Origin of the sequence: Mycobacterium sp. UM_CSW (genome assembly GCF_000455205.1) — a bacterium.
GTDB lineage: Bacteria > Actinomycetota > Actinomycetes > Mycobacteriales > Mycobacteriaceae > Mycobacterium.
Genome location: NZ_AUWQ01000074.1, coordinates 1 through 20,704, shown reverse-complemented (window position 1 = coordinate 20,704; position 20,704 = coordinate 1). Strand labels below are relative to the sequence as shown.

General features: G+C 65.0%; 23 protein-coding genes and 1 pseudogene. 11 read left to right on the top strand and 13 right to left on the bottom strand.

All coding sequences use genetic code 11. From position 1 onward, the window contains the following. Nucleotides 1–11 precede the first annotated feature (11 nt). The 4 genes from N415_RS22970 to N415_RS22955 form a co-directional block, all read right to left on the bottom strand. Complete coding sequence (locus tag N415_RS22970; protein WP_068187038.1) at nucleotides 12–2,906, bottom strand: MMPL family transporter; 2,895 nt, start codon at nucleotides 2,904–2,906, stop codon at nucleotides 12–14. Continuing rightward, nucleotides 2,903–3,337 (bottom strand): MmpS family transport accessory protein, encoded by a 435-nt coding sequence (locus N415_RS22965; RefSeq protein WP_193376493.1) that lies wholly within the window; start codon nucleotides 3,335–3,337, stop codon nucleotides 2,903–2,905. The genes N415_RS22970 and N415_RS22965 overlap by 4 nt, the downstream gene beginning before the upstream one ends. 238 nt (nucleotides 3,338–3,575) lie before the next feature. Further along, nucleotides 3,576–4,193 carry a TetR family transcriptional regulator gene (locus N415_RS22960; protein WP_081665441.1) on the bottom strand — a complete coding sequence of 206 codons (618 nt, stop codon included), beginning with the start codon at nucleotides 4,191–4,193 and terminating at the stop codon, nucleotides 3,576–3,578. Between the two features lie 39 nt (nucleotides 4,194–4,232). Further along, nucleotides 4,233–5,159, bottom strand: coding sequence for an alpha/beta hydrolase (locus N415_RS22955; RefSeq protein ID WP_068187035.1), 927 nt, complete (start codon nucleotides 5,157–5,159; stop codon nucleotides 4,233–4,235). 97 nt (nucleotides 5,160–5,256) lie between these two features. On the opposite strand from N415_RS22955, the gene N415_RS22950 reads away from it, so the two are divergent. Continuing rightward, nucleotides 5,257–6,606, top strand: coding sequence for an aldehyde dehydrogenase family protein (locus N415_RS22950; RefSeq protein ID WP_193376495.1), 1,350 nt, complete (start codon nucleotides 5,257–5,259; stop codon nucleotides 6,604–6,606). Between the two features lie 67 nt (nucleotides 6,607–6,673). Here N415_RS22950 and N415_RS22945 read toward each other — a convergent pair whose 3' ends face one another. Next, the gene (locus N415_RS22945; protein WP_152531538.1) at nucleotides 6,674–7,270 is read right to left on the bottom strand and encodes a methylated-DNA--[protein]-cysteine S-methyltransferase; all 597 of its coding nucleotides are present in this window, start codon (nucleotides 7,268–7,270) and stop codon (nucleotides 6,674–6,676) included. 5 nt (nucleotides 7,271–7,275) lie between these two features. Next, nucleotides 7,276–7,782 carry an RNA polymerase sigma factor gene (locus N415_RS22940; RefSeq protein WP_068187031.1) on the bottom strand — a complete coding sequence of 169 codons (507 nt, stop codon included), beginning with the start codon at nucleotides 7,780–7,782 and terminating at the stop codon, nucleotides 7,276–7,278. 134 nt (nucleotides 7,783–7,916) lie between these two features. Here N415_RS22940 and N415_RS22935 point away from each other — a divergent pair, with 134 nt between their 5' ends. The 3 genes from N415_RS22935 to N415_RS22925 are packed head-to-tail and all read left to right on the top strand — an operon-like array spanning nucleotide 7,917 to nucleotide 9,831. Next, nucleotides 7,917–8,429 (top strand): methylated-DNA--[protein]-cysteine S-methyltransferase, encoded by a 513-nt coding sequence (locus tag N415_RS22935; protein WP_068187029.1) that lies wholly within the window; start codon nucleotides 7,917–7,919, stop codon nucleotides 8,427–8,429. Continuing rightward, nucleotides 8,429–9,142, top strand: a complete 714-nt coding sequence (locus N415_RS22930) for a 2OG-Fe(II) oxygenase (RefSeq protein WP_068187028.1) — start codon at nucleotides 8,429–8,431, stop codon at nucleotides 9,140–9,142. Before N415_RS22935 ends, N415_RS22930 begins: the two co-directional genes overlap by 1 nt. 23 nt (nucleotides 9,143–9,165) lie before the next feature. Next, nucleotides 9,166–9,831 carry a nitroreductase family protein gene (locus N415_RS22925; RefSeq protein ID WP_068187027.1) on the top strand — a complete coding sequence of 222 codons (666 nt, stop codon included), beginning with the start codon at nucleotides 9,166–9,168 and terminating at the stop codon, nucleotides 9,829–9,831. Between the two features lie 7 nt (nucleotides 9,832–9,838). On the opposite strand, the gene N415_RS22920 is transcribed toward N415_RS22925, so the two are convergent. Beyond that, nucleotides 9,839–10,126, bottom strand: coding sequence for a hypothetical protein (locus N415_RS22920; protein WP_239645670.1), 288 nt, complete (start codon nucleotides 10,124–10,126; stop codon nucleotides 9,839–9,841). A gap of 150 nt (nucleotides 10,127–10,276) precedes the next feature. On the opposite strand from N415_RS22920, the gene N415_RS22915 reads away from it, so the two are divergent. Together N415_RS22915 and N415_RS22910 are read left to right on the top strand one after the other, a co-directional pair. Then, on the top strand, nucleotides 10,277–10,939 hold the full coding sequence (locus N415_RS22915; RefSeq protein ID WP_081665440.1) for a TetR/AcrR family transcriptional regulator: 663 nt from the start codon (nucleotides 10,277–10,279) through the stop codon (nucleotides 10,937–10,939). Nucleotides 10,940–10,954: 15 nt separating this feature from the next. After that, the gene (locus N415_RS22910) at nucleotides 10,955–11,533 is read left to right on the top strand and encodes a carboxymuconolactone decarboxylase family protein (protein WP_068187021.1); all 579 of its coding nucleotides are present in this window, start codon (nucleotides 10,955–10,957) and stop codon (nucleotides 11,531–11,533) included. A 220-nt stretch (nucleotides 11,534–11,753) separates the two neighbouring features. On the opposite strand, the gene N415_RS22905 is transcribed toward N415_RS22910, so the two are convergent. Further along, nucleotides 11,754–12,797 (bottom strand): aldo/keto reductase, encoded by a 1,044-nt coding sequence (locus N415_RS22905; protein WP_081665439.1) that lies wholly within the window; start codon nucleotides 12,795–12,797, stop codon nucleotides 11,754–11,756. A 63-nt stretch (nucleotides 12,798–12,860) separates the two neighbouring features. Here N415_RS22905 and N415_RS30970 point away from each other — a divergent pair, with 63 nt between their 5' ends. Next, nucleotides 12,861–13,421, top strand: coding sequence for a TetR/AcrR family transcriptional regulator (locus N415_RS30970; protein ID WP_161630342.1), 561 nt, complete (start codon nucleotides 12,861–12,863; stop codon nucleotides 13,419–13,421). A gap of 61 nt (nucleotides 13,422–13,482) precedes the next feature. Here the strand turns inward: N415_RS30970 and N415_RS22895 are convergent, their stop codons facing one another. Next, nucleotides 13,483–14,166 (bottom strand): class I SAM-dependent methyltransferase, encoded by a 684-nt coding sequence (locus N415_RS22895; protein WP_068187019.1) that lies wholly within the window; start codon nucleotides 14,164–14,166, stop codon nucleotides 13,483–13,485. A 105-nt stretch (nucleotides 14,167–14,271) separates the two neighbouring features. Between N415_RS22895 and N415_RS22890 the strand changes: the two genes are divergently transcribed. From N415_RS22890 to N415_RS22880, 3 genes are read left to right on the top strand one after another with little or no spacing between them, the layout of a single operon-like run. After that, nucleotides 14,272–14,544, top strand: coding sequence for a hypothetical protein (locus N415_RS22890; RefSeq protein ID WP_068187017.1), 273 nt, complete (start codon nucleotides 14,272–14,274; stop codon nucleotides 14,542–14,544). 30 nt (nucleotides 14,545–14,574) lie between these two features. Further along, nucleotides 14,575–14,772 carry an antitoxin Phd gene (locus N415_RS22885; protein ID WP_068187170.1) on the top strand — a complete coding sequence of 66 codons (198 nt, stop codon included), beginning with the start codon at nucleotides 14,575–14,577 and terminating at the stop codon, nucleotides 14,770–14,772. After that, on the top strand, nucleotides 14,769–15,149 hold the full coding sequence (locus N415_RS22880) for a type II toxin-antitoxin system death-on-curing family toxin (RefSeq protein ID WP_068187015.1): 381 nt from the start codon (nucleotides 14,769–14,771) through the stop codon (nucleotides 15,147–15,149). The genes N415_RS22885 and N415_RS22880 overlap by 4 nt, the downstream gene beginning before the upstream one ends. A gap of 1,077 nt (nucleotides 15,150–16,226) precedes the next feature. Here the strand turns inward: N415_RS22880 and N415_RS22875 are convergent. Further along, nucleotides 16,227–17,717, bottom strand: coding sequence for an amidase (locus N415_RS22875; RefSeq protein ID WP_081665437.1), 1,491 nt, complete (start codon nucleotides 17,715–17,717; stop codon nucleotides 16,227–16,229). A 385-nt stretch (nucleotides 17,718–18,102) separates the two neighbouring features. Further along, nucleotides 18,103–18,360: pseudogene (locus N415_RS30965) on the bottom strand (alpha-hydroxy-acid oxidizing protein); the annotation flags it as partial. 171 nt (nucleotides 18,361–18,531) lie between these two features. On the opposite strand from N415_RS30965, the gene N415_RS30960 reads away from it, so the two are divergent. Continuing rightward, the gene (locus tag N415_RS30960) at nucleotides 18,532–19,068 is read left to right on the top strand and encodes an endonuclease VII domain-containing protein (RefSeq protein WP_161630341.1); all 537 of its coding nucleotides are present in this window, start codon (nucleotides 18,532–18,534) and stop codon (nucleotides 19,066–19,068) included. 155 nt (nucleotides 19,069–19,223) lie between these two features. On the opposite strand, the gene N415_RS22870 is transcribed toward N415_RS30960, so the two are convergent. Together N415_RS22870 and N415_RS22865 are read right to left on the bottom strand one after the other, a co-directional pair. Continuing rightward, nucleotides 19,224–19,667, bottom strand: a complete 444-nt coding sequence (locus N415_RS22870; protein ID WP_068187169.1) for a DoxX family protein — start codon at nucleotides 19,665–19,667, stop codon at nucleotides 19,224–19,226. Nucleotides 19,668–19,982: 315 nt separating this feature from the next. After that, nucleotides 19,983–20,456, bottom strand: a complete 474-nt coding sequence (locus tag N415_RS22865) for a helix-turn-helix domain-containing protein (protein WP_068187011.1) — start codon at nucleotides 20,454–20,456, stop codon at nucleotides 19,983–19,985. Nucleotides 20,457–20,704: the final 248 nt, after the last annotated feature.

The following is a 20,704-nucleotide window of genomic DNA, read 5'->3' as shown; positions in this document are numbered from 1 at the left end:
CCCGCAGCTACTCAGACCGTCGCCAGCGACTCGGCTTGCTTGGCCGGCGTCGGCCACGGCGACGGCACCGGCCGCTGCCGCACCCGTTGCGGCCACCAGAACCACTTGCCCAGCAGCGCGGCGATCGACGGCATCATCAGCGACCGCACGATCAGCGTGTCGAAGAGCAGGCCGAGGCCGATGGTGGTGCCGACCTGGCCGATGACCGTGAGTTCACTGACCGCCATCGTCATCATCGTGAACGCGAACACCAGTCCCGCCGAGGTGACCACCGACCCGGTGCCTCCCATTGCGCGGATGATGCCCGTGTTCAGGCCCGCGTGGATCTCTTCCTTGAACCGGGCCACCAGCAGCAGGTTGTAGTCGGCCCCGACGGCCAGCAGGATGATGACCGACATCGCCAGCACCATCCAGTGCAGTTCGATGCCGATCAGGTGTTGCCAGATGAGGACCGACAGTCCGAAGGATGCTCCCAGCGAGATCAGGACTGTGCCCACGATCACGGCCGAGCCGACGACGCTGCGCGTGATGATCAGCATGATGATGAAAATCAGGCACAGCGAGGCGATTCCGGCGATCAGCAGGTCATAGTTGCTGCCGTCCTGCATGTCCTTGTAGGTGGCCGCGGTGCCGCCGAGGTAGATCTTGGAGCCCTCCAGCGGCGTTCCCTTGAGCGATTCGTAGGCGGCCTTCTTGATCGCGTCGATGTGCGAAATGCCCTCAGGCGTCATGGGATCGCCGTCGTGGCTGATGATGAACCGCACCGCGTGGCCGTCGGGCGAAAGGAAGTTCTTCATGCCTTTCTTGAACTCGGCATTGTTGAACGTCTCCGGGGGCAGGTAGAACGAGTCGTCGTTCTTGGAGGCGTCGAACGCCTTGCCCATGGCGTTGGAGTTCTTCTGTGCCTCGTTCTGCTGATCCTGCAGGCCCTTCTGGGTCGAATACATGGTCAGCATCGTCGTTTTCATGGCCCGCATGTTCTCGATCATGGACGGCATCAGCGCCACCATCTGGGGCATCAGCGTGTCGAGATGATCCATGATCGGCAGCAGGCTCTGGATGTCGTCGGTCATCGTGTCGATGCCGTCGAGCGCGTCGAACACCGACCGAATCGAGAAGCACACCGGGATGTCGTAGCAGTGCTTTTCCCAGTAGAAGTAGCTGCGGATCGGCCGGAAGAAGTCCTCGAAATCGGCCATGTGCTGGCGCAATTCCTCGATGTCGATGGTCATGTCATGCATTTTTCGGACCATCACGTGCATGTCGTTGGCCATCTGCGCGGTGATGCTTTGCATCTTTTCCATGCTGTCGATGGTCGTCTGCATCATGTCGGCCTGGTGCAGCATGTCGGCCATCTGATCCGCTTGGTACTTCTGATTCATCTGCTGGGTGACGCCCTGCATGCTGATCTGGAACGGGATCGAGGTGTGCTCGATCGGGGTGCCCTGCGGACGGGTGATCGCCTGCACGCGCGAAATTCCGGGCACCCGGAAGATCGACTTGGCGATCTTGTCGATGACCAGGAAGTCGGCGGAATTGCGTAGGTCGTGGTCACTTTCGATCATCAGCAGCTCGGGGTTCATCCGGGCGTTCGAGAAGTGCCGGTCCGCCGCCGCGTAACCGGCGTTCGCCGGCAGATCGGCGGGCAGGTATTTGCGGTCGTTGTAGTTGGTCCGGTAACCGGGCAGGGTCAGCAGGCCGACGAGTGCGATCGCGATCGTCACGATCAGAACGGGGCCGGGCCACCGGACGACGACGGCGCCGACCTTGCGCCAGCCGCGGGTCCGCTGCGCCCGCCTGGGCTCCAGCGTCTGGCGGAACCGCGACGCTACCGAGATCACCGCGGGGCCGAGCGTCAGCGCCGCCGCGACGACGACCACCATGCCGATGGCCAATGGGATGCCCAGCGTCTGGAAGTAGGGCAGGTTGGTGAAGTGCAGGCAGAACGTCGCGCCGGCGATGGTCAGGCCGGAGCCGGCCACCACGTGCGCGGTGCCACCAAACATGGTGTAGTACGCGTCTTCTCGCGATTCGCCGACCGACCGGGCCTCCTGATATCGGCCGATCAGGAAGATCGCATAGTCGGTCGCGGCCGCGATCGCCAGCGTCACCAACAGGTTCGTCGCGAAGGTGGACAGCCCGATGATGTTGTAGTAGCCGAGGAACGCCACCATGCCGCGCGCCGCGGAGAGTTCGAGCACCACCATCACCAACGTGAGCAGCACCGTGATGATCGACCGGTAGACCAAGAGCAGCATCGCGATGATTACGACGAACGTGACGGTCGTGATCACCTGCAGGCTGCGGTCGCCGGCGATGTGCTGATCCGCTTGCACGGCGGCGGGCCCGGTGACGTAGGCCTTGACCCCGTTGGGCGCCGGCAGGCTCTTGACGATGTTCTGCACGGCCTCGACCGACTCGTTGGCCAGGGACTCGCCCTGGTTGCCCGCGAGGTAGACCTGGACATAGGCGGCCTTGCCGTCGTTGCTCTGGACGCCGGCCCCACTCAAGGGATCGCTCCACATGTCCTGGACGTGTTCAACGTGTTTGGTGTCGGCGTCCAGCTTTTTGACCATCTGGTCGTAGTAGGCGTGCGCGTCGTTGCCCAACGGGTTTTGGCCCTCGAGGACGATCATCACCGAGCTGTTGGACTTGTACTCGCGGAACACGTCACCCATGTGTTTGGTCGCGATGACCGACTGGGCGTCGTCCGGGCTCATCGAGACCGAGCGCATCTTCCCGACCTCGTCCAGCTGCGGGACGATCGTGTTGAGCACCGCGATGATCGCGATCCAGCCGAGGACGATGGGTACGGCGAACTTTCGGATGATTCGCGGGATCGCCGGGCGCTCGGCGTGTTTGGCGACGGGCAGGGTATCGGTCGGGTGTTCGGTGCTTGCGCTCATGCGGATTTCACCAAGCAAAAGGTCAGGGCGTGCACGCCGTTGGTTATGTTCTCGTCCTTCACTTCGTCGTCGATCGTGATGCGACAACCCAGGCGGTCACCGTCGCTTTGGGCGGAGAGGTTAGGGAAGACCGAGGGAGCGGTCGTGCTGAGGACCAGGGTCCAGGGCAGCGGCGCACCGTCGACGCGTTTCGGGTCGGCGGACAGATCGAGGTAGTTGACGTTGGCGTGGCTGGCCGAGCCGAAGATCTCGTATTTGACGACCTTGGGCTTGAACGGCTTGGAATCGTCCTGCCGAGGGCTGGTCATGACGCCGGTGTCGTTGGCCGTGAAGAACGTCTTGACCCGGGCCACGGTGAACCCGCCGATCACCACCACCGCGACGATCAACAGGGGCAACCACGCATTGCGCACGATCCTGGATAGCTGCACCTGCGTGGATTCCTCTCCTGGTCAATCAACGGTGCTGCGTCGCCGCTAGGTGATCACCGCATTACGTTGCGCCACAACGAAGTTCATGACCCGCCGTGATCTGTACGGTCTGAGCCGTCGGGCCCTTCGAAATCTGCCCCGCATCGTCGAACCCCCGCCTGATGCCACCAAAGCATAGTACATCGCCTGCAGAGTTTGCAGACAGTGCAAAAAAGTGATCTAGCTAACTATCCGGCGTTCACTTCGCGAAGATGCTGTTGACCAGGGCGGCCGCGCGCTCCACGTAAGGCATCGGGGTGTCGTCGGAATCCTTCGGCACGCCACTGGCCCAGCGTTCGATGCCCGAACGCACGGCGGTCAACGCCAGCGCGGCGATCAAGGCGGGTATCTCGTCGTCCGGTCGCATCGCCTGGCGGCGGGCAACGATGTCGGTCAGCTGGTTCTGGAACCGCTCCAGCTCCGCGAGAAATGCGGCCATCACGGCGGGGCTGGTCTTGGCGAGCTCGAGCATGCCGACGGCCTGTTCGCGTCGTGGGGGCACGTCGCGGAGATGATGCGCCGCGAGCGTGATCAGCTCCGCCAGGATCACCCGATACGGGGCCGGACCGGCCGCGACGAAATCTTCGGCCAGCTCCGGAGGCAGGTCGGAGGGGCCGTAGGCGATCGCGGATTCCTTGGTGGGGAAGTAGTTGAAGAACGTCCGCGTCGAGATTCCCGCCTCGACGCAGATCTCCTCGATGGTCACCTTGTCGAAACCACGGCTGGTCGTCAGGCGCACCGCGGCGTCGCGGATGTCCGCGCTCGTCTGGCGACGACGTCGCTCGCGAAGACCCATGGGGTGGCACTGGTTGCGCATGACACTCATCGTTGCACGATACGCAAACTTTGCAGTCAACTAGCCGTGCGGAGCGAGGGCCGCGCGCAGGTGAGCGCACTGGCTGGCGAAGAACTTCACCGAAATCGGCGCCTTGTCCGCGATCTGATCGAACGCGTGAAACGCACCTGGGACGACCTCTTCATGAACGGGCACCCCGGCCTCCCGCAGCCGCCGCCCATAGTCCAGGCACTCCTCGTAGAACAGGTCCAGCGTCCCGACGCCGATCCAGGCCGGCGGCAGGCCCGACAGGTCTTCCCGGCGGGCCGGCGCCGCCTCCCGGGGATCCGCGCCGTTGAGGTACCACCGCCACGCCAGCTGATTGTCGGTTTCGGTCCACATGAGCCGCTTGTGGCCGTCGTGATTGGCGCCGGTGCGGTCGTCGAGCATCGGGTAGACGAGCATTTGGAACGCGACGTTGACATCGCCGCGATCGTGCGCCCGCTGGGCCACCGCGGCCGCGAAATGTCCACCGGCACTGGCCCCGCCGACCGCGACGCGGTCCGGGTCGACCCACGGCTGGCGCGCCAGCCACCTCAGTGCCGCGTAGCAATCCTCGACCGGGATCGGATAGGGGTGCTCCGGCGCCAGCCGGTGTTCCACCGCGGCGACCGCGACACCGGTGAGGTGTGACAGCTTGCGTAGAAACTTGTCGTCCTGTGCGGCGTGTCCCATGATCGTGCCGCCGCCGTGGATCCAGAGCATCGCCGGCGCCGGATGGGGAAGGCCGACGGGACGGTGCAGGCGAACCGTGACGTGCTCGTTGACCGAGGCAACCGGGACGTTACGGATCCGGGTCGCGTTGCCCATGAGGTTCATCAGCGCGCGCTGGACCCGGTAGCCGCGGTGCAGGGCGTATCCGCGGGGCAGGAAGTGGGCCGCCTTGCGCAGGCCTGGGTCCAACGCGTGGCGCGACGTGAAGGCGTTGCCGGCGTGGGTTTTTGCCATCGCGTGCCTTCCGCTCCAGTGCGCCGACCATACATGACGTGGTCATGATCTGATTGGCCCGCGCACCGAGAGGGTAAACGGGGTCGTGGCTTCGACCATGACCAAGGTCATCAACGTCCTGGATCCTCGCACCGGCGACCAGGTGACGCAGGTGCCCGTCACCGAGCCGTCGGACTGTGACGATGCGGTCTGGCGGGCCGCGGATGCCGCCGCCGCTTGGGCGCGCACGGCGCCCGCCGAACGGGCCGAGGCGATCGCGGCGGCCGCTGCCGACGTCCGTGGCGCCGCCGACGAACTCGCCGAACTGAACGAGCGGGAAACCGGAAAGCTGCGCGACGACGCTCGCGGCGGCGTGGAGGCCGGGGTGGGCACCCTGTTGCAGTACGCCCAACTCGGCCCGTTGCATCGCGGGCGCAGCCTGCAGGGCGATTGGTCGGCAACCGATCTGATGGTTCCGCAGCCGCGCGGTGTCGTCGCGGTGCTCACGCCGTGGAACGACCCTGTCGCGGTGGCCGCCGGACTGCTCGGCGCGGCGCTCGTCACCGGAAACACCGTGGTCCACAAGCCCAGTGAGCGCTGCCCGGGGACCGGTCGGCGGTTCGCCGAGCTGCTGGCCGCGCGTCTGCCCCAGGGCGTGCTCGAAATCGTTGACGGCGACGGCACGGTCGGTGCTCGGTTGGCCGAGTCGGAGCGTGTCGACGTGGTCGCGCACGTCGGCAGCAGCGCGACCGGCCGGGAGATCGCCCGGGCCTGCGTGGAACGCGGCGCCAAGGCGCTGCTGGAGAACGGCGGAAACGACGCCCTAATCGTCGACGCGGACGTCGACCCCCGCTGGGCGGCCGGCCAGGCGGCACTTGGTGCCTTCGCCAACGCGGGTCAGATCTGTGTGTCGGTCGAGCGCGTGTATGTGGTTCAGCCGATCGCCGAGGCGTTCGTCGATGCGTTGGTCGACGAGGCCTTGGCGTGGGCCGAAAGGATCGGGCCGTTGGTGGACCAGGCCCACCGCGAGCACGTGCACGCCCACGTCGAGGACGCGGCGCGGCGCGGCGCCCACGTCCTGGCCGGCGGCGAACCGCGGCCGGGACCGGGTTCGTTCTATCCGCCGACCGTGCTGACGGACTGCTCGCCGGACATGCTGGTGCTGCGCGAGGAGACGTTCGGTCCGATCGCGCCGGTGCGTATGGTGCCGGATTTCGCCGCGGCCCTGGCCGAGGCTGCCGACGACCGCTTCGGCCTCGCAGCCACGGTACTGACCGGAGACATGGCGCACGCGCAGGAGGCGTGGCGCAGCCTCCCGGTCGGCACCGTCAAGATCAACAACGTGTTTGGGGGTGCGCCCGGGGGAGCGTCCGAGCCGCGCCGGGCCAGCGGCACCGGCTTCGGCTTCGGTCCCGAGCTCCTCGACGAGATGACCACCATGAAGGTGGTGCACTGGTCGCCGCTTTGATTCGCCGCGAAAGTGCAACTACCGACGCCTCCACTCGAGAAACGGGTCGCCAGTTGCACTTTCGCGGCTAGGCTTGGTTCCGTTCCAGCTCGAGCAGGACGCGCTTGGCGGTGGGGCCACCGCGGTAGGCACCCATCGTTCCGTCGGAACGGATCACCCGGTGACACGGCACGAAGATGGGGATGGGGTTGGTCGCGCACGCGGTGCCGACGGCGCGAACGGCCTTGGGGGAACCGGACAGTCGGGCCAGGGTGGCATAGCTCGCGGTGTTGCCGTAACTGATGTCGGCGTTGAGGTGTTCCAGCACGGTACGCCGAAAGCCCTGCGACAGCGACCAGTCCAGCGCGACGTCGAAACTGTGCCGGCGGCCGGTGAAGTATTCGTCGAGTTGTTGCGCAATAGGATCCAGCCGTGGCCGCGATTCGAGCACGCGGGGGCTGATGCGCTCCGCGAGGTTCTGCAGCACGCTGTCGCGGTCTTCGTTGGCGAACGCCACCCTCAGCAGCCCCAGGGGGGTGGCCGCCAACAGCAGTGGTCCGACGGCGGAGTCCAGTGTGCGATAGGCGATGTCGAGGAGATCGCCGGCCTGGGCGTCCCTTTCCAGCCGGGCATGCAGGCGCCGGAGCCGCTCGCGATCGACCGGATAGTGCTGGGTGAGATCCATTGCGGTCATTGGTGGTTCCTTGTCGTGTCGATGCGGGGATAGGTGCGGCGGAGGGTGGCGATGCCGTCGGCGGCGGCCCGGCGGGCGGCGTCGACGCTGCTGTCGAGGATCACCGCGATCTCGGCGTAGGGCAGGCCGGCCAGATAGTGGTAGGCAACGGCCTGGCGCTGTTTGGGTGGCAGCGCGCCGACCGCGGCGTCCAGGTCCAGATCGTGTGCGTCGGCCCGCTCGCGAGCGGGGGAGTCGGGAGGGTCGGCTACGGGGACGGCCCGCCGCGCTGCGCGCCGCGTGATGTCAATGGCCTTCCGGTGCGCGATGGTCACCAGCCATGCTTCGACATTCGCGTCGGCCGGCAGCTGAGGATAGGCCTTCAATGCGGCCAGGAAGGTGTCCGACCAGGCGTCGTCGGCGTCGACGTGGCCGATCACCGCGCGAACGACCCGCCACACCGTGGCGCCGTGTCGAGCCACGACCGCCTCGAAAGGCGGCTTGACGTGCCGATCGACATTCATCCTGACGCCATTTCCTCCGTGACAATCCGCGACTCCCATTGTGAAGACGCTGGCCCGCCGTCAGATGCGAGACACCGAGATGCGAGCTCACGTTTTCCAACCGTCCGTCGTCTACCAGGAAAGGAGGTCGAACGATGCAGACACGACACACGGTGATCGATAGCCCCCTCGGGGAGCTGACACTGGCCGCGGACGGCGACGCCCTCACGGGCGTGTACTTCCGGCATCATTGGCACCCACCCGCTGCCGACGCTCTCGGTCGGTCCGTGCAGTCCGTCGTCGACGAACTCTTTCGGTGCGCCGCCGATCAGCTGCACGAATACTGCTCCGGAAAGCGAACCCAGTTCGATGTCCCCATCGCCCTGGATGGCGATCCGCGTCAGAGAAGAGTCTGGGATCTCCTGCCCGGCATCGGCTACGGCGAGACCACCACCTACGGCGAGCTGGCCGCGATGCTGTCGGACGGCTACACGGCCTACGAAGTCGGTCAGGCGGTGGGGCGCAACCCGCTGAGCATCATCGTCCCGTGCCATCGCGTCGTCGGAAAGGGTGGCGCGCTCACAGGTTACGCTGGCGGCCTGAAGCGAAAACGATTCCTGCTTGACCTGGAGGCGCCGGTGCCCGCGGCGGCCGGCAGATTGTTCTGATGCCGTCGAAATGGGATCGGAGGGTGAACGCCGCGGACTGGGACGCGGTGACCGCCGACATGAACGAGGTTGGCGGCGCGCTGCTTCCGCGGCTGCTGACCCCAAGGGAATGCGCAGCGGTGCTCGATCTCTATCCAGACGACAGCCTGTTCCGCGCCACCGTCGACATGGCCCGCCATCGTTATGGGCAAGGCGAGTACCGCTATTTCAAGCGGCCCTACCCGCATCCCATCGACGAGCTGAAGCAGGCGCTCTATCCCCGGTTGTTGCCGATCGCCCGCGACTGGTGGACGAGGCTGCGACGCGACCCGCCCTGGCCCGACACACTCGACGAATGGCTCGACATGTGCCATCGCGCCGGCCAAACCAAACCCACCGCGTTGTTGCTCAAATACGGGCCGGGCGATTGGAACGCGCTGCACCGAGACCTGTACGGGGACCTCGTCTTTCCGCTTCAGGTCGTCATCAACCTCACCGAGCCGGGCGTGACGCACAGCGGCGGCGAGTTCCTACTCGTCGAGCAGCGGCCCCGCGCGCAGTCGCGCGGAACCGCCACCACGCTGCCGCACGGGCATGGCTACATCTTCACCACCAGGGAACGGCCGGTCCGCTCGACGCGGGGATGGTCGGCCGCGCCCGTGCGACACGGGGTGTCGGTGGTCCGCACCGGTCACCGGTGCAGCCTCGGGTTGATCTTTCACGACGCCGCCTGACCGCATGGGGCACGATGGCTTGCATGGAGCTTTACGACGTCATGCGGTCGACGCCCGCGGTGCGCGAATACACTGACGACCCGCTTCCCGACAAGGTGCTCGCACGGATTCTCGACAACGCCCGCTTCGCGCCATCCGGCGGCAATCGGCAGGGCGTGCGCGTCATCGTGGTGCGAGACAAGGACACCCGGGCCGCGCTGGCCGAGCTAGGACTTCCCGCCGCACGCCGGTACACCGCGCAACTCGCCAACGGCGAGACGCCGTGGAACCCGTTGCAACCGACCGGCGTCGACGCGTCGACCATCGAGGCGACGGAGCCGCCCGCGCAGATGTCGGCTCCGCTTCGCGACGCTCCGGTGGTGCTCGTGATTTGTCTGGATCTCTCGGTCGTCGCGGCCACCGATCAGAACCTCGATCGCATCGGCGTGGTGCCCGGCGCCTCGGTCTACCCGTTCGTGTGGAACGTGTTGCTGGCCGCGCGCAGCGAGGGCTACGGCGGCGTGCTGACCACGATGGCCGTCGCCGAGGAGCTGCGCGTCAAAGAGCTTCTCGGCGTGCCCGATTCGTACGCGATCGCCGCGGTGGTCCCGCTGGGCAAACCAGTGCGCCGGGTGACCAAGCTGCGACGACGGCCAGTCCCCGAGTTCGTCACCCGCGAGCGCTTCGACGGGGCACCGTTCGACGCCTAGCCCGGTCTCACCGGATCTGTTGCGCCCCGTACCAGACCCCGTCGGGTGCGCCGATCGCGCCCGCCCGTTCGCGGGTCGCGGCCAGTTCCGGCGACGTGGCGAATTGACGTGCCTTGTCCGCGTCGTGCATGTCCATGACCACGATGACGGTGTTGGGGTTGTCGGCGTCGACGTAAGTTCCGGTGACCACCAGTCCGTGCTCACGGCGCACCGCGTCAAGCTCCGAATTGCGGAAGACCGTGTTCCATTGCTCGACGCTGGTGACTCGCTGTTTGACGAGCATTACTCCGGTCACGATGAATCCTCCTGACTGTGCGCGTTTTTGGGGCGGGACGGCCGTATTCCGCGGCAACGCCGGATATGTCTACACGCGTAGATATACCCGAGCCTAGACCCGCCGGGCACGTATGTCTACAGTTGTAGATAAATTTCGGACGGAGGCAGGATGGAGCCCACGGTCGACCAGGACGGCCCGGATGCGAACCCGCCGCGGCGAAATGCCGCAGCCACCCGGGTGCGGCTGCTGACTGCGGCACGTGAACAATTCCTGCGCAACGGGTATCGGGCGACCTCGCTGCGGGCGATCGCGGCCCAGGCCGGCGTCGACGTGATGCTCATCAAGCGCTACTTCGGTTCGAAAGAAGAGCTTTTCGCGGAAGCCACCGACATTTCGGATAACGTGGAATCGGTACGGCAAGCCCCGGATGGCGTGGTGGGCCGCGCCATGATCGAACGGGTGCTGCGCGCACGCCGAGACGTCGACGCCCCGCTTTTCGCGCTGCTGCGGTCCAGCGGTGACCCTGCCGTCGTCACGCGCCTCAACGAACAGCTCGAAACCGGACTGACCCGCAATTTGTCTCGCAGAATCAAGGCCGACAAACCACGGCTTCGCGCCGACATGGTCTCCGCCCTGCTCCTCGGAATCGGCGTGCAGCGCGCGCTGCTGAAAAAGGATCCGATCGCCACCGCCGACGACGGCGCCATCGCCGCGATCTTCATCGAAGCCTTTGAGGCGCTGACGAAATTGCCGCAAGGAGCTGAGCAAGGGGGTGGCATCCGGAATCGTAGGCGGCCATACTCCAGGAGATCGGGCCAGACCGCTCGGTGAACGGGAGACGATGACGTGACACGAATCGAGCCTTCGAGCGCATTCGCCGCGGTGCCGACGCAAGATCTCGGTCAAGGGGATCGGATCAACCTCGGCGTCGCCGCCATCATGGGTCGCCTGCCCGCCGTGACCGAGGCGTTGGGCTCGCTGACCGCGGCGCTGCGCACCAACGGCACGCTGCCGCCCCGGCTGCTCGAGCTGGTGCGACTGCGCATCGCGTTCTTCAACCAATGCCGAAGCTGCATCGCGGTGCGTTACCAAAGCGCCATCGACGACGGCCTCGACCAGGACGCGGTCTGCTCGCTGGAGCGCCCCGCCGACGCCGAAAACCTCTCGGCCGCAGAGCGATCCGCCTTACGCTTCGCGGACCTGTTTGCCACCGATCACCTCGCCATCGACGACGCGGTTTACGACGAACTGCGCGAGCACTTCACTGAAGACCAGCTCGTCGAACTCGGTGTGCACTGCGCGATCGCGCTAGGCGTCGGGCGGCTCTCGGCGACGTGGGATGTCAGCGACGATCTTCCCGAGACGACGGCTCCGTCGGAACGTGTGGCGCCATGGAGCTCCGCCTCGGTGGTCGCGTCGGGTTAGGCGCCACGTGCATACACCCAGCCGGCCTCGTACGCCTGCTTCGTAACAGCGGCATTTTTGTTTCTGCACTGCAGACCCTGATCCAGGCGAATGGGATAGCGCAACAGCGAGGGATTTGTGTTGTGGGTCGTCGAATAGCTGGAATAGCGGGTAACCCGGACTGGAGAGGCATTTAGCACCTGTTGGGCGAGACCGGGTGGTTCCCGCCACATTCGCGCATTCAGTTTGGCGCGACGGTTCGGGCATGCTCAGGCGCGTATCGGTCACCCACGATGGTTCCCGGCGCGAAAAGCTCTGAGAGGTAAGCGCGTTCGTCGGCGCTGATGGCGACGTTGGTGGCAGCGAGATTCTCGGCGACGTACTCGGCGCGCTTGGTGCCGGGAATCGTCACGACCGGGAAAGGGCGTGACAACAGCCACGCCAACGCCAGTTGTCCTGGCCGACAAGCCTTTTGCTCAGCCAGCGCGGCGAGTTCGGCGACCGGGGCCAGATTTGTGCCCAGGTGCTCCCTTGTGAACCGCGGATTGGTGGCGCGCAAGTCGCCGGGCGCGAAGGTGGCATCAGCGGCCAACGCCCCAGTCAGCGCAGACCGGCCCAGCGGACTGTAGGCCACCAGCGTAATTCCTAAGGCGGCACAAGTCTGGGCGATATCGCTTTCGATGCCGCGCTCCCAGAGGGAGTACTCGCTCTGCAGGGCTGCTATGGGGTGCACCCCGTGTGCTCGGCGTAAGGTGTGCGACCCCACCTCGCTGAGGCCGATCGCGCGGACCTTGCCCGCGCTTACCAGATCAGCCATCGCCCCGACCGTTTCCTCGATAGGGACTTCTGGGTCCAGCCGATGGTAGTAGTACAAGTCGATCACGTCGGTCCCGAGCCGGCGCAGACTGGCCTCGCACGCGGCGGTCACATACTCGGGCCGTCCGTCTATGGCAATCCCGTCGTTGGTTGCGTTGATCCTGGCGGCGAACTTCGTGGCCAGCACCATGTCGTCGCGGCGCCCGGAAATGGCCTTCCCGATCAGCTCCTCATTATGTCCGAACCCACGGATAGGGACTCCCCACGTGATATCGGAAGCTCCGTAGACGTCTGAGGTGTCGAGGTGGTCCACTCCGAGGTCGAGTGCTGCGCGAATGGTTCGTACCGATGTCGAATCGTCGGCTTGACCAAAGCTTTGCGACATCCCCATGCAACCAAGACCGATCGGTCGAACATGCAGGTCCGATTTGCCGATCCGGACCCGCGCCACGCCCTCGACTGTCGTCACCGTCTGACTCTCCAACAAGTGATAGCTTTACTATCAGATAGTACTCCTGGGACGGAGCTGACGATGAGACGAGACGCGGAAACCAACCGCAGCCGTTTGATCGCCGCTGCCGAGGAAGTGTTTGCGCAGCACGGAGCGCGGGCGACCCTGGAGGATGTCGCCCGTGCGGCGGGGACCGGCCCGGCTACGCTCTACCGACGGTTCCCCAATAAGGACGCGCTGGTCCGCGAGGTGTTGAGCGAGTTCTTCCGGCGCCTTCTGGCCACCGCTGAGGAAGCTCATGCAGCACCTGACGAGCGATGCCTGAGTGTCTTCCTCTACACGGTGGGCGCCGAACTCGTTCGCAAGAGCGGGTTGTCGGCCTACCTATGGGGCGACCTCGCGCCAAAGCCACTCGTCGAGGAACTCCGGCAACAGTCGGCCGCCCTGCTTTCGCGCGGCCAGCGATCCGGGGCGATCCGGCAAGACGTGACATCCGCAGACGTGACGGCGACCATTTGGGCACTACGCGGCATCTGCGCTGCCGGTGGTGCTGACGACCTCTGGCGACGACACCTCGACACCGTGCTGCGCGGGCTGCGCCCCTCCGTGGAAGAACATAGTCAGACAGGCTGTGCCCAGTGATAGTTCACACACTGCGGATGTGGCAGCGCGCAGATAACGAGTTGCAGGTTCTGTGGGCCGATCAAGCCGATTTGTGCGCCGACAGGAGGTAGGCGGGAAAGACCAACCTACCCTTTTCGTCGGTGGCCAGTTGCGGCATCGGCACCACTTCACCATCACCATGCACCTGTCCAGCCAGCGCGTGGATGGAGGCGGGCTCTATCTCATCGATGGACCAATACTTCGACACGGCGGCGCGCAACTCACCCTCGGTGACGGCATTGATCGGCACCGTGAAATCGTCAGGGAAAGCACCGTGGGCGAAGACAAGGACAAATAAGGACGCTCCGGGTCCGGCGGCGCGGTACATCGCACGGAGATAAGCGTCACGGCTTTCGACCGGCAACGAATGAAACAGTGTGCTATCCATCAGCGTTGAGAAGCGGCCGTCGAATCCGGTCAGGGATGTGATGTCGGCGCACAGAAACGTTGCATTGACGATGCCGCGGGATTTCGCTGTTGCCGTGGCCGTGTCGATCGCTGCCCGGCTCAGGTCCACCCCGACCACGATGTGACCCTTGGCGGCCAGCGTCAACGACAACTCAGCGTGTCCGCAGCCGGCGTCCAGGACATCGCCGTGGATGCGTCCTTCGTTGATCAGGCGCATGAAAGCAGGTTGAGGTTCGCCGATGTTCCATGGGGGTGGTCCCACGAAGATGCCTTCCTCCCGGTAGGCGCCATCCCAGTCGATCAGTTCAGTAGCCATACACTGAAATACGTACGCATACGCTCACAGGTTCAAAACCATTCATGCACGTATGGCGCGGTTCCGCAGATCGCTTGAATTGCAGGCTAATCCGGATCTATCGAGGTGCCCGCACGACCGCTGGAATGCCTCGACCAGGACGCGGTCTACTCGTTGGAGTGCCCCACCGAGGCCGAAAACCTTTCGGCCGCCGAGCGATCCGCCCTGCGCTTCGCGGAGCTGTTCGCCAGCGACCACCTCGCGATCGACGACGCGGTTTACGACGAGCTGCGCGAGCACTTCAGCGAAGACCAGCTCGTTGAACTCGGCGGGCGCTGCGCGATCGCGCTAGGCGTTGGGCGGCTCTCGGCGCCGTGGGATGTCAATCACTGGTACTGAAATTAGTACCAAATGCAGTACTATAGGCGTATGCCTTCGTTGAATATCCCGTTTACCGAGGAAGAACTCGAGGCCATCCGCATTGCGGCCGCGGGCGATGACCTGTCGCTCCGCGCGTTTGCCCACAAGGCGATTCTGTCGGCAGCCAGTGAGCACAAGCGCCGGGTCGCTGAGGCCGCGAAAATCGTCGCGACGAGGTCGGCCGAACTCAACCAGCGTTTGGCGTGACCGAATTTCTCGACCGCGATGACGTCCTTACCGCCGGCGCGGCGGCTGTCGGAGAGGTCCTCACGGTCAGCGATTACGGCCTTCTCGACGCGGCCGTTGCGAGGCCGCGAGCGACGGTCTTCGGCATTGACGCGTATCCCGACCACCTATCCAAGGCGGCTGCGCTGATGCAATCGCTTGCGCGCAACCACGCGCTTGCCGATGGCAACAAGCGCACCGCTTGGGCGGCGGCATGGACCTTCTTGTACATCAACGGAATCCAACTGGGTGATTTTGACATCGACGACGCCGAGCAGTTCGTGAACGCGGTCGCGACCGATGGGACCATTTCGGTCAACATCATCGCTGAGAAGCTGGCTTCGTACGCCGCTTCGTAAACCACGGCATTTCTTCGGATGCTTATCCGTGCAAAGACCCTGTGCGACAAGAAGATTCGTCACAGTGACGTATTGGCCGTGGCTGACCGGAGGGCCCGCGCGGGGGACGGTCTGAGTAGGAAATCCTGATAATGGGGAAGTTGGGCTCCGGCGTAGCGACGACGGTGGTATGCGGTCCGCTAGCCGGACGGCGAATGTTGTCGACGCGAGGGGTGTGGGCGGCCCAACGGTCGGGTTCGTCGGCCGCTTCGTACAAAGAACGGTTCTTGGCGGTGGCCGCGAATGTTGTCGACGCGAGGGGTGTGGGCGGCCCAACGGTCGGGTTCGTCGGCCGCTTCGTACAAGAACGGTTCTTGGCGATGGCCGGCGCGTGTAGCGCGTTGTGTTAATAGCGCTGCGCCACAGATCATTTCGTCACAGTGACGTATTGTTGCGATTATGACGGGACCGGGACGGAAAGATTTCCGGGTCACCGACCCGGGTCGGCCGGCCTTGGCGGAGCGCTGGAGGTTTGGCTCATTACGTTCCGTCGGATGGAGCCACCGGCTCTGGCGCGACGTGCCGAGAACTTGCGTGCGAGATGCGACGTCTTGGCAATGGCGAGCAGCGCCGGGTACGGACGCTCGGGGCCGTCTGTGCAGTGCAGGCCCGCCGTATCGAAGTCTCCTGGTGAGTCATTTACCGATAAGCGACACTATGTCAAGTAAACTACTCCGTTTTCATCAGGTGAATCAGACCTGCCCGACCGTCACGTCGCCTACCCAAGTGGTCCGGTCGGGTCCAAATGCCTGGACAGCAGCAGTTTTATGCAGTTAGCGCAAGCTGAACGCGAATGCGGTGGAACCACCCGGTCCTGTCCCAGCGGGCCGCGCACCCAAAGAAAGCGTCACGGTCGGGCCGCGCACCCAGAGAAAGCGTCACGGGTCATCGCAGCCGCCGCGGGTCCTACCCGCGGGATGCATCAATCGACTTACGAGCTGGAGGCCCTCGCCCTCACGATCCCCTACTGTGAAACCGCCCATTCCGCATAGCGATATGGCAACACGCTTGCCGGAAACGGCTTTAGCCGCGGGCAGGCTACCAACCGCTGGTGTGACGCTCGATGTCCGCGGCGGCGCGGAACAGCATCGCCTCACCGAACTCGGGACCCACGAGTTGTACCGCCACCGGGAGTCCTTCGGCGCCACGGCCACACGGTACCGAGATTGACGGCAAGTCCGCATAGGTAAACGGGATGGTGTAGCGACGGCCGCGAGTGAACTCGTCGGACCGGGTGTCCAACCGCGGCGCCACGGTGGGCATCGTCGGCGTCAGGAGCAGGTCAACGTGGTCGAGTGTGGAGCGCAGGGGTGCCGCGTCGGTCGGGCGCCGCGCCACCGCGGCGTCGTAGTCGGCCTGCGTAAGTTTGGCGGCTGCGGCCATATCGGCGCGCACCACCGGGCCGAAGACACTCTTGTCGGTGACCGGGCCATAGACGTCGCGCATCGCCTGGGCAAACTCCCAGCGCAGGATGGTGAACGCCGGCGTGAAGTCCATAATGGCGGAGAGGTTTTCGACCTTCACGGTGATGACTTGCGCGCCGAGTTGCTCGAGCAGCGGCAGGACCCGGCGCACCGCCCCCTCCACGTCGGGATCCAGACCGCTCAGGCTGTAGTCCTCGATCAGGCCGATCCGCAGACCCGCGACACCCTTGTCGAGCGAGGCCAGGTAGTCGGTCTTCGGTGCCGGCCGAGAATACGGATCGCGAGGGTCTTGACCCGCGATCGCGGCGAGCATTACCGCGGTGTCGTGCACCGTGCGGCCGAGCGGGCCCGCGACATCGAACCGCGGCGCGCGTGGGAAGGCGCCGTACAGGCTGACCAGGCCGTGCGTCGGCCGAATACCGACGACGCCGTTCCATGCGGCCGGGACTCGCACCGAGCCGCCGGTGTCGCTGCCGATGCCGGCCGCGACGATGCCCGCGCCCACCGCGGCGCCGGTCCCGCTCGAGGACCCGCCGGGCGATCGCTCCGAGCGCAGTGCATTGTGCGCGTCGCCGTAATAGAGGTTCTTGCCGTCGATGCCCGCGGCGAACTCATTGAGGTTGGTCTTGCCGATGCTCACCGCACCGGCTTCGGTCAGCCGGGTGATCACGGCCGCATCCTCGGTCGGCACGCGGTGCGCGAAAACCTGCGAGCCGACAGAGGTGAGCACACCCGCGGTGGAGTAGAGGTCCTTGCAGACGATCGGAATGCCGTGCAGCGGGCCACGATCGGTGCCGCGAGCCAACTCGGCGTCGAGCTTTGCCGCGGCGTCGAGCGCCTGTTTGTCGGTGAGCGTGATGAACGCGTTCAGCTGCGCCTGCAGCCGCTTCGCCTCGGCCAGGGCTGCCTGGGTCAGCTGGACCGACGTTGTGCGGCGGTCCCGCAGCATCGCGCCGGCCTCGGCGATGGTCCGCGGGGGACGCGCCGGGGCGGCTGCGGGAGTACGGGGCAGCTCGGCAACGACTCCTGTTACGGCAGCCGCACCCGCGGCCGCGCCCGCCAGCGTCAGCAATCGTCGCCGAGACATGTTCCAGCGCTTCGCCATACCGCTCCTTTCGTGGCGGACACCATCATTGCGTCGCCGACACCAGCCTTCGATACAGGTGGCGCAGCTCGTCGGTGTCCTTCGATCGAAACCGATTACGCGCACTACCCTTCCAAGCGCCGATTACCCGGGTGTCACGCCGGTGTGACTGCACTGAACGACTAACCGTGTTGTCAAAGGGAATTCGGCCCCGATCTTGCCCGTTCTATCGTTCCAGGATCTTCGGGTTGCAGCTCACAACTTCACATCCGGATTCGGCTTTGGGCGGCCGTGGCGGTGCGCTTGTCGACAGCCGAGCCGGCGTGCAAATTTCTCATGGTGTTCGCTGCCCGGGTTCGCTGGTTAGCACGATAATGCGAGCGTGGTCGCGGAGCTGATCGAGCGGGTCGGCTTCTGCGAGGATCGAACGCAAGTGATGTACTACGCCGTCTTCGCCGCCCAAAGCGAGCGCGTAGGCGAAGGACCGGCCGACACCGACCGCCGTCGCGCCGAGTGACAATGCCTTCACTACGTCGGTCCCGTTTCGGATACCGGAGTCAAATAGTACGGGCATGTCACCGGCTGCGGCGACAAAGTCGGGCAAGGTCGCCAAAGAGGGCAAGCCACCGTTGGCTTGTCGGCCACCGTGGCTGGAACAACCTAACTGGGCTGCAGCTCGCCGATGAACTCGACGTGGAACAGCTGCTTAACGGATCTTGGTTCGTTGCAGCGCGGGTGCGTTGGTAAGAATCCGTCGCGCGGGATGAATACGGCTGGATCGAATATGGCGTGTTACCAGCAACGTTTGTCGGTGCCCGCCTCCAGACTTGCGTTCATGACACTGATCCGTGCGCAAGAACTCATCCGATGCTCACCCATCAATGGCTGTGGTCAACTCAAGCCACGGACAAAGATGGCGCGGTGTGGCCAGGCGGACCCGTTGTGCATGGCGTGCTACCAGCGAGCTCGCCGACTCCTGCAGAGTCCGGCGGAAATCCGTCGTGCCAACCTTTGGGCCAAGTACCGCATTACCCCCGAACAGTATGACGCGCTCCGGGCCGAGCAGAACTATCGCTGCGGTGTTTGCGGTACCAAAGAAGCCGACATAGACCTCACGAGGGTAGGTGGCCGTCCGCGCAGCGACGGCCAACCGCTGCTCAAGGTGCCACTTGCCGTTGACCACGACCACAGGACTCGTGCCATTCGCGGCCTTCTGTGCCCGTCGTGCAATGCCGGTCTGGGAGCCTTTGGCGACGATCCAAATCGGCTATACGCGGCGATCGCGTATCTCAATAATGCGTGGCTGGTCGTGCGCAGACCGGATCCCGGCGCGGGTGGTACAGAGGCGGAAGGGTGCGAACGCGCCTCGTAAAGGTGATTGAAGCCGAAGCTCGCTTGCTGGCGTGGATGTCAGGCTGTTGGACGATTCAGACGGCTTTCGGCGGAGCAATTGTCAATACACGGCTGCCGCATCAACGATGTCCTTTGCACTGCGGCCAGCTGGCCGCACGCGAACGAGCGGCTCCTCTAAGTCCCTGAGGGCCCGGTGTTTAGCTGTCGGCTTCGCGATAGCAGCCGGTCTAGGGAGTATCTGTTGTCGCGGCGGAACGCAATGACCGCAGCGAGAAAGATCGTGTGAACGAGCTGATCGCCGATAAGGTCGAAACGTTCAATCGACGTCGCGCCGAAGATCAGGATCATCATGACGCAGCTGGCCGCCAGCGCGGCCATACGCGTCATTGCGCCGGCCACTAACAGCAATCCGCTCAGCAACTCCACAAACGGCAAAACGTAGCCGCACCCGGAGACCAGCGCCCCAGGCAGAAGCGATGTGTGAAACTCGCTCATCAAGTGAGCGTGAAAGACACCCAGCTTCGGCAGCCGAACCAAACCATGCCCAAGCAGACTGACCCCAATGGCAAGGCGCACGACGAGATAGGCGAGAGTGCGATCTTCTCCTGCGGCTGACATCTTATTCTCCCCCACAGCATGCGACGGTGTCAGGACCGCACTGTCCCAACCGATTCCGACGGCGTGAACATCTATGCGCCGTTCCGACGAGCAAGCCCCGGTGCGCCGGCAACCAACATCAACGCCAACCTGGAGCCGATTCGCTGCGCCACTGGACGTCAAGTAATCACATCCTCGAATGCGTCCCATGAGCGGACCGTCTTCGTCGCGAAAAGGTCGTACGCGCTGTTCATCGTGTTCCCCTGCGGCCCAAGCCCTTCCGCTTGCTGAGGCTGCGACACGGCGCCGACGAACTGTGCCACCGCGGACACCGGATCAACCCTCGCCGGTGACCCGGACGCGTTTCACTTCGGCGTAGTCGACCGGCTCCCCGCAGGCGTCGCAGGTGTGACCGACCGACAACTCGTGGTCGCGATGACGCATCGAGATCGGCGGCTGCTCGACCGCCCACCGATTACCCCATTGGCGCAGCACCTGCAGCACGGGTATCAGGTCACGACCCGCCTCGCTGAGGTAATAGCCCCAGCGCGGCGGCGCCTCTTGGTACGTGGTGCGCTCGAGGACACCAGCGGCGACGAGTTCCTTGAGCCGGGCGGCCAGACGGTCTCGTGGCGCGGCGGTGCCCCGCGCGATCTCGCCGAAGCGGTGGTGCCCGAGATGGACCTCGCGAATGATCAGCAGGGACCACCGGTCCCCGACGATCTCCAACGCGGCGGCGATCGCGCAGGGCCTGCCCCGGACCGTCGGGGTCTGCAACGGTTCCGGGTTTTTGGCGGCACGTACGGACATACGCCCTAGGTTTGCATATCAAACCGTCGGGCCGCTAGTCTGCTGCCTGTGATGGTCCGGAAATCAAACCATGCAGCGGCGCGGTGGACCATGGCCACCGTGGTCGTGGCGGCGGTGTTCATGTCGAACCTGGACCTTTGGATTGTCAACGTCGCCCTGGTGGACATCGGGCGCGGCTTCGGCAACTCGCTGTCCGCCGCCTCTTGGGTGCTCAACGCATACGCCATCGGGCTGGCCGCGCTGCTGAT